This is a genomic window from Streptomyces sp. NBC_00503 (assembly GCF_036346895.1).
Taxonomy (GTDB): Bacteria; Actinomycetota; Actinomycetes; order Streptomycetales; family Streptomycetaceae; genus Streptomyces.
Map to the genome: position 1 here is coordinate 4393689 of NZ_CP107855.1, position 13643 is coordinate 4407331.

The 13643-nt window shown below is 70.9% G+C and carries 13 protein-coding genes; 6 read left to right on the forward strand and 7 right to left on the reverse strand.

Annotated elements, in window-relative coordinates; all coding sequences use genetic code 11:
* Positions 1-41 precede the first annotated feature (41 nt).
* Entirely contained in the window at positions 42-221 is a 180-nt protein-coding gene (locus OG490_RS20480) for a hypothetical protein (RefSeq protein ID WP_330297750.1), read from the forward strand.
* Between the two features lie 68 nt (positions 222-289).
* Here the strand turns inward: OG490_RS20480 and OG490_RS20485 are convergent, their stop codons facing one another.
* Complete coding sequence (locus OG490_RS20485; RefSeq protein WP_330297751.1) at positions 290-3319, reverse strand: AfsR/SARP family transcriptional regulator; 3030 nt, start codon at positions 3317-3319, stop codon at positions 290-292.
* 187 nt (positions 3320-3506) lie between these two features.
* Here OG490_RS20485 and OG490_RS20490 point away from each other — a divergent pair, with 187 nt between their 5' ends.
* A complete protein-coding gene (locus tag OG490_RS20490) occupies positions 3507-4952 on the forward strand; it encodes an NB-ARC domain-containing protein (protein ID WP_330297752.1) in 1446 nt (481 codons plus the stop codon).
* A gap of 11 nt (positions 4953-4963) precedes the next feature.
* Here OG490_RS20490 and OG490_RS20495 read toward each other — a convergent pair whose 3' ends face one another.
* From OG490_RS20495 to OG490_RS20505, 3 genes are all read right to left on the reverse strand, one after another.
* Positions 4964-6052, reverse strand: a complete 1089-nt coding sequence (locus tag OG490_RS20495; RefSeq protein WP_330297753.1) for an NAD(P)/FAD-dependent oxidoreductase — start codon at positions 6050-6052, stop codon at positions 4964-4966.
* A 123-nt stretch (positions 6053-6175) separates the two neighbouring features.
* Complete coding sequence (locus tag OG490_RS20500; protein ID WP_330297754.1) at positions 6176-6928, reverse strand: MBL fold metallo-hydrolase; 753 nt, start codon at positions 6926-6928, stop codon at positions 6176-6178.
* 55 nt (positions 6929-6983) lie between these two features.
* Positions 6984-7979: a GlxA family transcriptional regulator gene (locus OG490_RS20505; protein WP_330297755.1), complete on the reverse strand. Its 996-nt coding sequence runs from the start codon at positions 7977-7979 to the stop codon at positions 6984-6986.
* A 61-nt stretch (positions 7980-8040) separates the two neighbouring features.
* Here OG490_RS20505 and OG490_RS20510 point away from each other — a divergent pair, with 61 nt between their 5' ends.
* Positions 8041-8394 carry an ArsR/SmtB family transcription factor gene (locus tag OG490_RS20510; protein ID WP_330297756.1) on the forward strand — a complete coding sequence of 118 codons (354 nt, stop codon included), beginning with the start codon at positions 8041-8043 and terminating at the stop codon, positions 8392-8394.
* Positions 8391-8873: an SRPBCC family protein gene (locus OG490_RS20515; protein ID WP_330297757.1), complete on the forward strand. Its 483-nt coding sequence runs from the start codon at positions 8391-8393 to the stop codon at positions 8871-8873. The genes OG490_RS20510 and OG490_RS20515 overlap by 4 nt, the downstream gene beginning before the upstream one ends.
* A gap of 245 nt (positions 8874-9118) precedes the next feature.
* Here OG490_RS20515 and OG490_RS20520 read toward each other — a convergent pair whose 3' ends face one another.
* The 3 genes from OG490_RS20520 to OG490_RS20530 form a co-directional block, all read right to left on the reverse strand.
* Positions 9119-9667: a hypothetical protein gene (locus tag OG490_RS20520; RefSeq protein ID WP_330297758.1), complete on the reverse strand. Its 549-nt coding sequence runs from the start codon at positions 9665-9667 to the stop codon at positions 9119-9121.
* Positions 9668-10250: 583 nt separating this feature from the next.
* Positions 10251-10943, reverse strand: coding sequence for an HAD family hydrolase (locus OG490_RS20525; RefSeq protein ID WP_330297759.1), 693 nt, complete (start codon positions 10941-10943; stop codon positions 10251-10253).
* The gene (locus OG490_RS20530) at positions 10930-11796 is read right to left on the reverse strand and encodes a winged helix-turn-helix domain-containing protein (protein WP_330297760.1); all 867 of its coding nucleotides are present in this window, start codon (positions 11794-11796) and stop codon (positions 10930-10932) included. The genes OG490_RS20525 and OG490_RS20530 overlap by 14 nt, the downstream gene beginning before the upstream one ends.
* Positions 11797-11949: 153 nt before the next feature.
* Here OG490_RS20530 and OG490_RS20535 point away from each other — a divergent pair, with 153 nt between their 5' ends.
* Positions 11950-12279 carry an SCO3933 family regulatory protein gene (locus tag OG490_RS20535; RefSeq protein WP_330297761.1) on the forward strand — a complete coding sequence of 110 codons (330 nt, stop codon included), beginning with the start codon at positions 11950-11952 and terminating at the stop codon, positions 12277-12279.
* Positions 12280-12281: 2 nt separating this feature from the next.
* A complete protein-coding gene (locus OG490_RS20540) occupies positions 12282-13631 on the forward strand; it encodes an FtsK/SpoIIIE domain-containing protein (protein WP_330297762.1) in 1350 nt (449 codons plus the stop codon).
* Positions 13632-13643 lie beyond the last annotated feature (12 nt).

The window sequence follows — 13643 nt, forward strand, 5'->3', positions numbered from 1 at the left end:
TGTCAAGACGACGGCACGAAAACGAACGAACGGGGCGGGAAATGCGCGGCAAGCTGGCGGTACTGGGTGGGATCTTCGCGATGGCACTGACGCTGGGCCTGGGCGGGATGGTCGGATCCGACGACGGCGCGGCCGACGGCCACGTCTCTCAGCAGATCCTCGCCGACAGCAAGGGACCGGGCTCCCCGAGCCCCGCCCCCTCGCCGGTCCCCACCCCCTGAGCCGACACGGCTCCGAAGACTCGCCGCCGCCCCCCGTACCGCACGCCGGTACGGGGGCGGCGGCGTTTTCAGCGGTTGCGACGGTGGGCGGGCAGGCCCATGGCGTCGAACAGCTCGATGGCCGCCGCCCGATGCCTTAAGGCGGCATCCTTGTCACCCAGTCCCTGCGCGGCCTCCGCCATTCCGTACAGGGCGTGCGCCTCCTCGGCGCGGTAGTTGATCGCCGACGCGATCCGGTACGCGCTCGAGTGCAGCTCCATCGCCGCGTCGTACGCCAGCCTGCGGCGTTGCAGGGCGCCCAGGATGTTCTCCGTCTTCGCCTGCCGGATCGGTACGGCGGTCGAGTGGATCAGTTCCAGCGCCTGCTCCGCGTCCCGCGCGGACCGCTCCTCCTGGCCGAGCCGGTACGTGACTTCTGCCGAGAGCGCCAGCAGCAGCGCCAGCTCCTCCGCCCCGGCATCGGGATCGTAGAGCTCCCGCGCCTGGGTCAGTACGTCCAGTGCGCGTTCACCCTCGCCGAGGCCCGCGTAGCCGAAGGCCACGTCGACCAGAGCCCCCGATTCGTGATGCCGGTTGCCTACCTCGCGGTTGAGCGCGACCGCCCTGCGCCCCGTCTCCACGGCCTCCTGGTAGCGGCCCCACTCCGTGAACACGGTGCTCAGTACGCTCAGGCTCTCCGCTTCCTGCCGCTTGGCCCCCACTTCCCGTTCGAGCGCGACCGCCCGCTCCAGGTGGACGACGGCCTCCGGCAAGCGCCCGAGCAGCAGTTTGAGCAGGCCGAGGGTGCCCTCGCAGTGGGCCTCGGTGTACCGGTCGCCGCGGCGCACCGCGAGCTCCAGGCCCTCCTCGGTGACCTCGACGCCCTCGCAGAAGTTCCCCAGCCTGGTGCAGGCGATCCCGACGTTGGACAGCGCCACGCCCAGCAGGACGGGGTCCCCGATCCGCCGTGCGGCGCCGACCGACACGTGTCCGACCGCCTTGAAATCATTGAACCGCCCGCTCTCGTACAGGGCGAAGATGAAGTTGCGGGTCAGATGGACGACGTGCCGGTCCAGGCGCATCCGGTCCGCCGCCGACACGGCGCCCAGCAGCCCGGCGTGTTCCCGTGCGAACCAGGTGCGAGCGAGCCGGGCGTCGTCCAGCAGCGGCAGTTCGGCCGGGTGGGGCACGAAGCCGGGATCGTGTTCCCGGCGGCCCGCGAACAGCACCGAGCACGCCGCGTTGGTGCCCAGCACGTAGTAGTCGAGCAGCCGCACATAGGCGGAGGCGTCGTCCCGCTCGGTGTCGGGGCTGCGCAGGCTGTGCGCGAAGCTCCGTACCAGGTCGTGGAATCCGTAGAGCCCGATCTCGGGCTGCTGGAGCAGGTGCATGTCCAGCATGAATTCCAGCAGGTCCTCGGCGTCCCGGGTGTCCGTCCCGGTCAGGGCCGCCGCCGAATGCACGTCGAGGGCCGTGCCCGGGTAAAGGGCCAGGACCCGGAAGGCCGTGCGGCAGTCCTCGTCCATCACCTGGTAGGACAGCCGCAGGGTCGCGGCCACGCTCCGCTCGCCCGCGCTCAGCTCGTCGAGCCGGCGGGTCTCGTCCTGGAGCCGGGTGACCAGGTACTGCAGGGTCCACCGCGGCCGGTTGCGCAGCCGGGCGGTGGCGATCCGCAGCGCGAGCGGCAGGTGGCCGCACAGCTGGGCCAGTTCGGCCGCCGCCTCCGGTTCGGCCTCGACCCGCTGCTCGCCGAGGGTCTCCGCGATCAGCCGGCCGCTCTCCTCGGGCGGCATCAGGCCGATGGAGATCCACTCGGCCCCGTCCAGGTCCACGAGGCGGGCCCGGCTGGTGATCAGCACCAGGCAGCCGGGTGACGCCGGGAGCAGCGGCCTGATCTCGGCCGCGTCGACGGTGTTGTCGAGGAGGAGCAGCAGCCGTTTGTTGGCGAGGGTCGCCCGCCACAGGGCGCTGCGGGCCTCGGCGTCGTCGGGGATCCGCTCGCCGGGGATGCCCAGCGAGCGCAGCAGGCTGTCGAGGGCCGTGCCCGCCGTGACGGGCTGCTCGCCGGAGGTGAACCCGCGCAGGTCGATGTGGAGCTGCCCGTCCGGATAGTCGGAGGCCAGCCGGTGCGCGGCCCGTACCGCCAGCGCGGTCTTACCGCTGCCGCCCATGCCGTCGATCGCCACGACCCGGGTGCGCTGCCCGGCGGTCTCGGCCCTGCATGCGAGCAGCTGGGCGAGTTCCTTGTCGCGGCCGGTGAAGTCGGAGAGGTCGTACGGCAGGGTGCAGGGCGGCTCGGCCGGCGCGGAGGCCGGCGGTGCGGGGGCCGGAGCCGGGGCGGCCACGGCGGGTGCGGCCAGCTCGGGGCTCTCCCGCAGGATGCCCTCGTACACCTTGGTCAGCTGGGGGCCCGGATCGATTCCGAGCTCCTCGACGAGCAGCTCGCGGACCTTCCCGTACTCCTCCAGCGCCTCGGCCTGGCGTCCCGAGCGGTACAGCGCGAGCATCAGCTGGCAGCGCAGGGTTTCCCGCAGCGGGTACTGGGATACCAGCCCGCGCAGGTCGACGACGAGCTCGGCGCTCTCGCCCAGGGCGAGGCGCAGCTCGCACAGCTGCTCGGCCGCCGTCAGCCGGCGTTCCTCCAGGGCTGCCGCCGCCGCTTCGATGACCGGGCCGCCGGCGCCGGCCAGGACCGGGCCGCGCCACAGGGCGAGGGCGGAGCGCAGCAGCTCCGCGGCTTCGGCGGTCCGGCCTTCGGCGGCGGCTGCCTTGGCCTCGCGCACTCCGGTCGAGAAGTCCGTCAGGTCCAGCTGCCCGTCCGAGACGGCCACCCGGTATCCGGGCCCGTCGGTGACGATGACGGCCGCGCCGTCGGGGATGCGCCTACGCAGATCGGCCACGGCCTTGCGCACCTGGTGCATGGCCGTGGCTGGCGGGTCTTCTTCCCAAGCGGCTTCCACGAGACGGGAAACCGTCAGTACTTTGCCCGGTTCGAGCAGCAGTGTTCCCAGGATGCGTTCCTGGATGGCCCCCCCGAGCCGAAGCCTCGTTTCCTCGTCCCAGCCCTCTAGTGGACCGAGGATGTTGAAACGTGGATGATTTCCGATGCTTTCGCCCATTGCACCCCTAGCTCCCCGCCGCCAACTTCGGCGCCCCCAATGCAAAACCCCAGGTCGAAGCCTTGACCCTCGGGGATCATAGCCCGTTCCCCTGTGGGCGGTACCGGGGCGGGAGGGGATCGGGAAGGGCCGCGGACACAGTGCAGGAGTACATCAGCTTCCCTCTCCACCGCATAAGGAGGACAGCGTGGGCAGACCGGAAAAGCCGCTGGATCCGGATGCCGGACCGGCGACCGCCTTCGCCCGTGAGCTACGCCGGCTCAGGGCCGCAGCAGGCAGTCCCAGCTATCGCGAGATGGCCAGAACCGCGCTGTTCTCCTCGACCGTGCTCTCCGACGCGGCGGCCGGATACCGCCTGCCGACCCTCCAGGTCGCCCTGGCCTTCGCGGAGGCCTGCGGCGGCGACCGCCTCGCCTGGGAACGCCGCTGGCGGGAGGTGGCCGAAGCCGAGGGCGCCGAGCCGCAGACTTCCCCTGCCCGGCCGACGGCCGCCAAGGCCGCACAGCGCCAGGAAGCCGAACTGCACGCGGCGGCCGTCCGTTCCCTGACCCCGGTACCCACCCAACTCCCCCGGGAAATAAGGCCGCTGGCCGGACGGACCCGGCTGCTCCAGGAGGCCAGGGTGCTCACGGCACCCGGCGCGGACCCGGTGGCCCCGCTGGTGATCAGCGGGCAGCTCGGCGCGGGCGCCTCCCGCTTCGCGCTGCGCCTGGCCCACGAACTGGCCGCCGGCCTGCCCGACGGGCAGCTCTACGCCGACTTCGCCCTGGCCGAGGCGCAGGGCCGGGGCGCCTCCGACATCGCGGCCGGATTCCTCAGCGCGCTGGGCATCCCCGCGGACGCCGTTCCCGAGGACGCCGGGCAGCGGTTCGGGCTGTACCGCTCGGTCCTGGCCCGGCGGCGGGTGCTGATCCTGCTGGACGGCGTACGCCACGAGGGACAGGTACGGGAACTGCTCGACATCGGCTCCGAGAGCCGGATCGTCCTCACCAGCCGCTCCCGGCTGCTCGGCCTGGACGGAACCCGCGGCCTGCGGCTCCCGGCGCTCGACCGGGACGAGTCGGTGGAACTCCTCGCCGAGCTGATCGGCGCCGACCGCCTCGGCGCGGCCCCGGCCGCCGCCCTGCGCCTGGCGGAGGCCTGCGGAGACCTGCCGCTCGCCCTCAACCTGGCGGGCCGCCGCATCGCGGGGCGCCCCGAATGGCTGCTGGACGAGGCCGTGACCGAGCTGATCGGCGACACCGGCACGGAGCCGACCCGCCTCCTGAAGCGCCTGAGGGTCGGAGACGAGAGCATGCGCAGCCGCATCGAGGAGGCCTACGGAGCCCTGCCCGCGCACGCCCGCCCGCTCCTCCACCGCTTCGCGGCGGCGCAGGACGCGTCGCTGGAGGAGCTCCTGGAAGAACTGGAGGAGTTCGACGAACTGGACGAGCTCGACCAGCTCGCCGAAACCGGCCTCCTGGAACGCACCCGCCTGCCCGGCCAGTACGCCATGGCGCCCCTGGTCCGCGCCTTCACCCTGGCGGCGAGCACGGGCCCCCGGGAAGCGGGTACGGGCACGGGCTCGAGCAAGCTCACCACCCGGCGGTACGACCGTACGCAGGAACGCCCGCTCCGCCTGGTGACGGCCTGATGCGGGACGAGTCAGCGAAGAACGGGAACGGGAACGGAAGCGGGAACGGAAGCGGGAACAGGAACGGGAACGGCGAGCCGGGAGTGCCCGGCATGCCCGGCGAGCCGATCCACCAGCTCACGCGCGACGAGCGGCGCGGACAGCACCGAGGAATCGCAGACCGCGTAGGCAAGGGCGCGCCCCCGGCCCCCCAGCTCCACCGGCCCCGGCCCCGGCCCGCCGGGCGCGGCGAACGACAGGGTGTGGCGGTACTCCGTCGCGGCGATCCAGTCCGGCCCGAACCCGGGCAGCAGCCCGCCGTCCGCACGCTCCGGAGCCCCGTCGGCGTCCACCAGGAGCGCGGAGCCTGCCACCGGCGGGACGAGCCCGATGCCCAGGCCCGGTACGAGGACCGCGGGGCCGCGCGCCCAGGCGGCGGCCTGGCCGCGCGGGACGCGACAGGAGATCAGGGTCCGACGGCGCAGGGTCGTCCCCTCGCTCAACACCGGCGGCAGCAGCCCCCGGGACCGGGCCCCGGCGACCACCAGCACGGCGTCACCGCGCAGCACGTCGCCGTTGACCAGCCGGACGCTCGCGCTCTCGCCGTCCACGGAGGCCACGGGACGGTACGGGTGCAGTTCCACCCCGGGCTGCCAGCGCAGCCATCCGACGGCGGCGGCCGCCACCCGGTCGGTGAGCAGTACCCCGGCGCGTTCCTCCAGCACCCCGCCCAGCCCGCCGTCGAGGCGAAGCTGGGGACACCGCTGGGCCAGCTCGTCCGCGGCGAGCGCCCGTACCGCCCCGCCGGCTGATCCGACGCTCTGCGCGGCCGCCCCCACCGCGGGTTCCGGCAGCAGGGTCAGGGCGCCCGTCCGCTCGTGGAACCGCGTACCGAGGAGTCCTTCGAGCACTCCCCACCGCTCCTGGGCCCGTACCCCGTCCGAGGTGGCCGCGGGGTCGGCGGGATCAAGGGCGGCGGTGATGCGGCGGCGCCCGGAGGAGGCCCCCCGAACGGCGGGCAGCGGCCCCTGATCCACGACGGCGACCTGGTGTCCGGAGAGCACGCACTCCACGGCGGTGATCAGCGCGACCGCTCCACCGCCCACCACGGTCACCCGCATGGCACACCCCATCCCAGTACGCCCCGACGCCCTCATTGGAAGCGCCCGCCGCATTGTCCGGAACCCCCGCCCGCCCCGGCCAATCAACCTCCGGCCGTGCGGGCGCGGTTCCCGCGCACCGGATCAGCCCAGGGTCCGCCGGGCCCCCGGGGTCAGCCACTGGAGGTGGGCGGCGAGGCCGGCGGCTTCGAAGGCGGCGGTGACCTGGTCGCGGTCCTCGGTGAAGTGCTCCCACGAGGTGTAGTGGAGGGGGACGGCGGTGTGGGCGCCGAGCGAGCGGGTCAGGGCCGCGCCCTGGTCGGCGTCCATGGTGATGAGCCGGCCGCCCCCGAAGGCGTCGATGCGGGCGGCGCCGAGGTGGAGCAGGGCGGTGCCGATGGTGAACCGGCGTGCTATCTCGTCGAGTTCGGCGGTGTAGACGGTGTCCCCGGAGATGTAGAGGGCCTCGTCCTCGCCCTCCGTCTCGATCACGAAGCCGATGACGTCGCCGACCGGGCCGTGCACCCCCGGGGTGGCGGTGATCCGCAGGGTGGTCCCGCGCACGGTCAGTTCGTACGTGGCCCAGGGCGCGAGCCCGACCGCCTGCCCGCCCAGCCGGCCGGCGCCGCTCTCCGTGGTCAGGACGGGGCGGCCGGGGAGCAGGGTGCGCCCGGTGGCGTCCAGGTTGTCGGGGTGGTCGTCGTGGCTGAGCAGGACCGCGTCGATCTCCGGAAGGTCCTCGATGGCGACCGCCGGACCCGCGGTGGACTGCAGGACGACCGGGCCCATGCGGTACTCGGCGGGCGCGGGATCGAAGGCCGGGTCGGTCAGCAGTCGCAGCCCGCCGATCTCCAGCAGGACGGTGGCGGTGCCGATGTGGGTGGCGGTGAACTTCACGGGGTGCTCCAAGTCAGCTTGAAAAAGGCCTTGTTGAGTGCAGCAGTCCGGATGGTCAGGCGGCGGTGCGGAACCGGCTCCGGTACTCGCCGGGAGAGGTGTTCAGGCGGTCGCGGAAGGCGCGGTGCAGGGACTCCACGGAGCCGAACCCGCAGGCACGGGCGATGTCGGGGGCCAGCCGCGAGGTGCGCTCCAGGAGCCGCCGGGCCGCCTCCAGCCGCATGCTTTCGACGAAGGCCCCCGGCGTGGAGCCCGTCTCGGCGCGGAAGACCCGGGCGAAGTGCCGCTCGCTCATCGACATCCGCAGGGCGAGCGCGGGCACCGACAGATCGGAGTCCAGGTGCTCCCCGATCCAGCGGCGCAGCTCCCGCAGGTCCTCACGACTGCCGGCTGGCGTGGACAAGGGAACGCTGAACTGGCTCTGGCTGCCGGGCCGCTGGAGGTACATGACCATGACGCGGGCGACGCGCAGCGCCGTTTCGTCGCCGTGGTCCTCGGCCACCAGCGCCAGGGCCAGGTCCATGGACGAGGTGATGCCCGCGCTCGTCCACATCCGCCCCGACCTGATGAAGATGGGATCGGGGTCGACCTCCACGGCCGGATGATCGGCCGCGAGCCGTCCGGCCGTCGCCCAGTGGGTCGTCGCGCGGTGCCCGTCGAGCAGTCCGGCCGCCGCCGTCACATGGGCGCCCACGCACACCGAGGCCACGCGCCCGGCCGAGGCCCCCGCCCGGCCCACCCACGCGACCACCGCGGGGTCGACGTGCGGCTCCGGCCCGTCCGGGCCCACCCGGATCCGGCCCGGAACGACCAGGGTGTCGATCGGCCCCTGCGCGCAGAACGCTTCCTCCACGTGCAGCCGCACCCCCGCGGACGTACGGACCGGCCCGACCTCCTCCCCGGCGAAGTGCACCTCGTAGCCGGGGTGGCGTCCCGCCAGCACGTGGTTCGTCATCGCGAAGACTTCGGCGGGACCGGTCACATCGAGTGCGTCGATACCGGGGAACATCGCGAACACGACCACGTGGGGCCCGGCGAGAGCTGAGTTCATGCCCCCAATATCCGTCCCCCGAACGCCTGTCTGCAATGACACCCTTCTGCAGGATCCAGCCATGCCCGCAGCCGTCGCAGCGACCCGAACCCGCCTTGAGCGCCGCCAGGTCCCTGTGCTGCGCCCGACGCATGGCCGGCTGCGCATCCTGCGGCTGATCTGGGACGACGAGCTGTCCGCGGGCGAGATCGCGGCCCGCTTCGAGGCCACCTTCGGGGCCGTCTCCCCGCATCTGAAGGTGCTGAGGAACACCGGCCTGGTTACGCTGCGGAAGGACGGGACGAAGCGGTTCCACCGCGCGGACCGGGAGGCGCCGGGCCCCCTCGCCGAGTACCTCCAGAGCATGTGGAGCGCCAGGCTCGACACCCTGGCCCGGCTGGCCGAAGAGGCCGAACGGAGCGAGAGCACCCCATGACCAGCCCCGCGACCCCCGCGACCCCGATGGACACCGTCACGCTGGAGCGCCGCATCGCGGCCCGCCCCGAAACCGTCTTCGGCTTCTTCGCCGACCGGGAGAAGCGGCTGTCCTGGATGGGCGCCGACGGCACGTTCTCCTTCGAGCCCGGCGGCGCGTACCGCACCCGGGTCACCGGAGAGAACGTGGCCTCAGGCCGCTTCCTCACCATGGACCCGCCCAAGCGGCTCGTCTTCACCTGGGGTTGGGAGGAGGGCGGGATGCCCGTGGCGGCCGGCTCCACCACGGTGGAGATCACCCTCGAACCCACCCCCGAGGGCACCCTGCTCCGCCTGGTCCACAGCGGCCTGCCGTCCCCCGAGGCCTGCGAGGCGCACGCGGAGGGCTGGCAGCACTACGTCGACCGCCTCGCGCTCCGCGCCGAAGGCGGCGACCCCGGCCCGGACGCATGGATGCAGCAGCCCCCGCCCGGCCAGTGACCCGCTGACGCAAGAAGGGCCCGATCCGCGATGCGGATCAGGCCCTTCCTGTCTTACGAAGTCGGGGTGGCGGGATTTGAACCCACGACCTCTTCGTCCCGAAGCAACTTTGACCCCACGTAGACCAGAGCAGGTAGGTGTCCTGACCTCGGCTGACAAGCTGTCGGGGTCCGCAGTAGTCCGCTGATGTACACCCTGGTTGTCACTCAGTTAGTCACTCATGTGGAGTCTGGTCCAGGGACTGATCACTCAGGCGCAACCTGGCGCCAGATTCGCATGCAGGTGGGAGCTTCTTTCACGATGCCTACCTCGGCGCCGAACGATCGTCCATCCGGATGGCTGAAAGCGAAGTGGAAACTTCTGGTTGCCGCGTCAGTCTCAGACCGAGAAAGCGTCAAGCTATCGCCCTCTACGCTGTACTGACTCGCGATTCGCTGCTTCGCCACAGCAGCAGCGGTCTCCTCTGAGACCATGCTTCCCCAGCGATCGCCCTGAGAGCGTTCCCGAAACTTTGCGTAGAGCGCTTTGACTGCCCCGGAGACAACTACGGTTGCGACGCCTCCGGCTCCGTTGGAGCTCATCTCAAGAACAAACTCTATGGACGAGGAGGACGCGCCCCAGTTGGTGATCCCCTGCCGAGAGCTGATCTGACTCATGGCTGGGTATTCGGCGCCACGAAGCCACGTCAGAGCCTGAAGCTCCTTGATGACATCGTCGGCCGACATTTGGAAGCTGCTGAGGCTGAGAACCCAAACCTCGTCTGGCTCCGATGTGGGGTGGTCGGTGATCTTCACGATGAAGGTAGCCGTTATGTATTCCACTGCTCTCCGGTGAGCGTCGCTGGAGTAGTTCGCAGAAGAGTAGCCATTGCTGGGAGATGCGGTGGAGGTCTTGCTTGGGCCTTGCCTCGCTCACCAGCCACCCCAACTCCCATCCCGTCTGCCGTCGGCCCACACGTACGTGGAGCGGACGCGGTGCCGGGCGTCCAGGTGGAGCGCCCAACTGGACGAACGACCTGGACGCCCGGTGCCGTGTCTGCTCGGCTTGCCTGGGTCGATGGCAGATGGGATGGGAGTTCCCCGCCTCAACCCTCCACGGGCCGGCACGCGCCAACGGTGCCCCAGACATCCCGGAGTCGGAGCGCCCCCGCCGGAGGCATGTCGGTGAGTGATGGCACTGCCGGCCCGTAGGGCTCGACTCATGCCCTTGGGCCTACCCGCATTGCATGGGCGGGCGTCGGCGCAGCGCGCGCGGAGCGGGCCGCAGGCAGGAGCGTCGCGCGGAGCGGAGCCGGGAAGCCCGCCCGGCGGAGCGGAGCGCAGCCGGGTGCCTTGATGAGGTAGAGAAACCTGTAACAGGTCCGCGCTGCTCCTCCGGCTACGCCGTGATGAGGGCCTCGGCGATGGCGTGCATATCGTCGGTAACGGCGTTAGCTCCCGCGTCGGCGAACAGGGCCGCCTTGTGAGGCTTGTTGGCGTAGCCGATGACCGTTGCGCCGGCTGCCTGGGCGGCCTGGATGTCCGTGAGTGAGTCACCGATCAGGGTGCAGTGCGTGACATCCATGTGTGCCTGCTCGGCCGCCGTGATGAGCGGGTAGGGGTTCGGCTTCATCAGGTGGGGCTGGCCGGAAGGTCGCCCGACGACCAACGCCACGTACTCACCCAAGCCGTGCAACTCCACGAAACGCCCGACGCAGTCGGCAGAGTTGTTGCTCACCACCACCGCGACCCGCCCCGATGTCCGCACCGCCTGGAGCGCTTCTGCTGCCCCCGGAGTCGGCGGGCCGGCCAGAGCAACGGCTTCGACCTCGGCCGCCGTGAGAGCGCGCTCGACTACCTGGCCGATGGCGGCATCCGCTTCGTGGGCGATGCGCAAGACCTCGATCGGATCGTCGGTCTCGGCGGCCTTGGCGCCCGCGGCTTCGTCATAGGAAAACAGCAGGGCCGTGAGCTGCTCGGCGACCTTGGGGGCAGGCAACCCGGCGAACACGTCGCACATGGGCCCGTCGAAGTCGAAGAAAACCACGCGCGTGTTCGCGAGAACCCCTGAGAGGCGGTCATCGTGAGTCAAGGTCGTAGTCCCTTCCGATGGTGTCCCACACGCTGTCGAACCACATGCGGGCTTGTTGGACCTGCTGCGCTCCGCTGGAGGACTCGCCGTCGTTGACCGAGTGGTGGAAAAGCGTCGTGTCCTTGCCCACCAGGTCGTAGATCTCGATCGTCTCGCCCTTGGCGACGACCTTGTTCGGGCGGATCGGGTAGTACCCGAAAAACGAGTCCTCGTTGTTGATCACGTAGAGCTTGAAGAACTGCGTGCCGCTGTGGACACGTACGTCGATCCGCGTCTCGGGGACGAGACCGAGGTGGCCCAACTCCGCGATGGCATCTCGGATGCTGCGCGTGTAGTTGACCATGATGTCGTGCATGCGGTCGCGGAGCCGCTCGTCGTCTGCTCCGTCGACCATGCGCACTGGCGCGGCCTGCGGAACGGACATGTCGGGGACGAGTATCCGCATGGTGATGCTCGACGGGGTGAGCCGACCAACTCGGATCTTGTCCAGCGGTTCCTGAAGCGCGCCGTGCAGCGTCTCGCTGGAGAAGCCCGCGAAGTCGATGGTTACGTGCTCCTTCGCGAAGGCCTGCTCCACGTACGGGCGCAGGCCCGCCGGCCGCTCCGTCCGGTTGCGGACGTAGACCCCGCTGCCCTTGCGGGAGACCACGAGCCCTTCGTCCTCCAGGTCGCGTAGCGCCCGCTGGATCGTCGCACGCGCGAACCCGTACAGCTCCGTCAGCTTGGCGTGGGACGGCAGCTTCTCACCGGGGCCCAACCTCCTGGTGCGGATGGCCGCGCTGAGGCTGCTGGCCACCTGCTCGTACGGGGCTCGGTCGTCGTCTGGGTCTAGGGGCTCGGGGACGAAGGTCATGGGTCGATCGTAGGCGACCACTGCGAGGCAGGACAGTCATGCCAGTCATGTTGTTGACATGGCTAGCCAAGTCCCCTAACTTCGAGATGTGGGCAACCTGGCTAGCCTAGTTGGTCACCTAGCTTCCTGCTGGCATCTCTGAAGGAGACTTCCATGCCGTCGTTCAAGGTGGACACGTCGACCGCCGTGGTGTTCGTTGCCACGGCTCCGACCCCGAAGCTCGTGAGCAAGCAGACCGGTGAGCGGGCGGTGGACCGGGAGACCGGCGCCGGTCTGTCCACGGTGGGCCTGCTGATCTCGGACGAGGGGGAGGGCAACCTCTACCAGGTGACCGTCCCGGAGACCGGTCTCCCCGAGGGCCTGATGCCGGGCATGCCGGTGTCGGTGATCGGCCTCAAGGCCCGCGACTGGGAGAACACGTTCAACGGCCAGACCCGCCACGGCATCTCGTTCCGCGCCGTCGCCCTCACGGCCGGGGTCTGACCATGGCCGACCTGACGACCTTATGGGAGGTCGGCCTCCCCCTCGCCGGAGCGGGCGGTGGTCTCGGATACGCGAAGGTCCGCGCCCCGCGCGTGTTCTGGACCGTGGCCGGTCTGCCCGTGGCGCGTGTGCGGTTCGCGGTGACCTACCGGGCCACGATGGACGTGTGCGGGTTGACGGTGCAGCCGTCCCGCCTGCGGGCGTTCCTGGTCCGCAACGTCGCCCGCCGAAGCGACGTCCAGCCCGTTCCACCCAAGGTCCGCCGCGTACGGGGTTCCTCGACCGGGATGCGGGTCACCCTGCGCCTGCCGGCCGGGCTGGAACCCTCCGACGTGATCGCGGCTTCTGAGCGGCTGAGGCACGCCTGGGGTGTCCACTCCGTCCACGTGGTCGAGATCAAGCCGGGGTTCGTAGAACTGCGGATGACCGGCTACGACGTGTTGCGCCGGGTGAAGATGCCGCGTCGGCGCCCGTCCGGTCGGATGGTGGTCCCGGTCGCGCTCCGGGACGACGGCACCGCGTTCGTACGGGACTACCTCAAGGTCCCGCACGCATTGACGCTCGGTGCCAACCAGTCGGGCAAGTCGATGTACCTGCGCAACCTGATCGCCGGGCTCGCCCGCCTGCGGGTCGCCCTGGTCGGGATCGACTGCAAACGGGGGGTCGAGCAACGCCGGTATGCGCCGCGCCTGTCGGCGCTCGCCGTCACTCCGGAGGAGGCATCCGGCGTCCTGGACGCGCTCGTGAACGAGATGGAAGACCGCTTCGACCTGCTGAGCGACTACGAGGTCGCCGATCTGTGGGCCCTGCCCGCCGAGGTGCGGCCGGTGCCGATCGTGCTGCTCGTGGATGAGGTCGCTGAGCTGTTCCTCGTGACGGGCAAGAAGGATGAGGAGCGCCGGGATCGGATGGTCACGCAGTTGATCCGCCTGGGGCAGATGGCTCGCGCCGCCGGCATCTACTTGGAGATCTGCGGCCAGCGCTTCGGCTCCGAACTCGGCAAGGGCGCCACCACGCTCCGCGCTCAGCTCACCGGTCGCGTGGTCCACCGCGTCAACGACAAGCAGACCGCTGACATGGGCTTGGGTGACATCGCCCCGGATGCGGTCGTGGCCGTGACGGCGATCCCGCCCGACCGGCCCGGTGTCGCGGTGGCCGGCGACTCCTCCGGCGGCTGGTCCCGGATCCGCACTCCCGAGTTGAGCGCCGAGGAGGCGGGCGAGATCTGCGCGCAGTTCGCGCACCTGACCCCGGCTCTTCCCGCTCTCGCCCCGTATCGGCCTGTGATCCGCACCGTGGTCCCGGCCACCGGATCCGCTCCGCTCGTGAAGCCGATCCCGGCCACGGAGTAGTACCTCCCTCTC

Excerpts from the sequence above, each read along its gene's own strand:
- OG490_RS20495 (WP_330297753.1), bottom strand. The coding sequence starts at position 6,052 with ATGCGGGTGACCGTGGTGGGCGGTGGAGCGGTCGCGCTGATCACCGCC.
- OG490_RS20485 (WP_330297751.1), bottom strand. The coding sequence starts at position 3,319 with ATGGGCGAAAGCATCGGAAATCATCCACGTTTCAACATCCTCGGTCCA.
- OG490_RS20540 (WP_330297762.1), top strand. The coding sequence starts at position 12,282 with ATGGCCGACCTGACGACCTTATGGGAGGTCGGCCTCCCCCTCGCCGGA.
- OG490_RS20480 (WP_330297750.1), top strand. The coding sequence starts at position 42 with ATGCGCGGCAAGCTGGCGGTACTGGGTGGGATCTTCGCGATGGCACTG.
- OG490_RS20510 (WP_330297756.1), top strand. The coding sequence starts at position 8,041 with ATGCCCGCAGCCGTCGCAGCGACCCGAACCCGCCTTGAGCGCCGCCAG.
- OG490_RS20505 (WP_330297755.1), bottom strand. The coding sequence starts at position 7,979 with ATGAACTCAGCTCTCGCCGGGCCCCACGTGGTCGTGTTCGCGATGTTC.
- OG490_RS20530 (WP_330297760.1), bottom strand. The coding sequence starts at position 11,796 with ATGACCTTCGTCCCCGAGCCCCTAGACCCAGACGACGACCGAGCCCCG.
- OG490_RS20515 (WP_330297757.1), top strand. The coding sequence starts at position 8,391 with ATGACCAGCCCCGCGACCCCCGCGACCCCGATGGACACCGTCACGCTG.
- OG490_RS20535 (WP_330297761.1), top strand. The coding sequence starts at position 11,950 with ATGCCGTCGTTCAAGGTGGACACGTCGACCGCCGTGGTGTTCGTTGCC.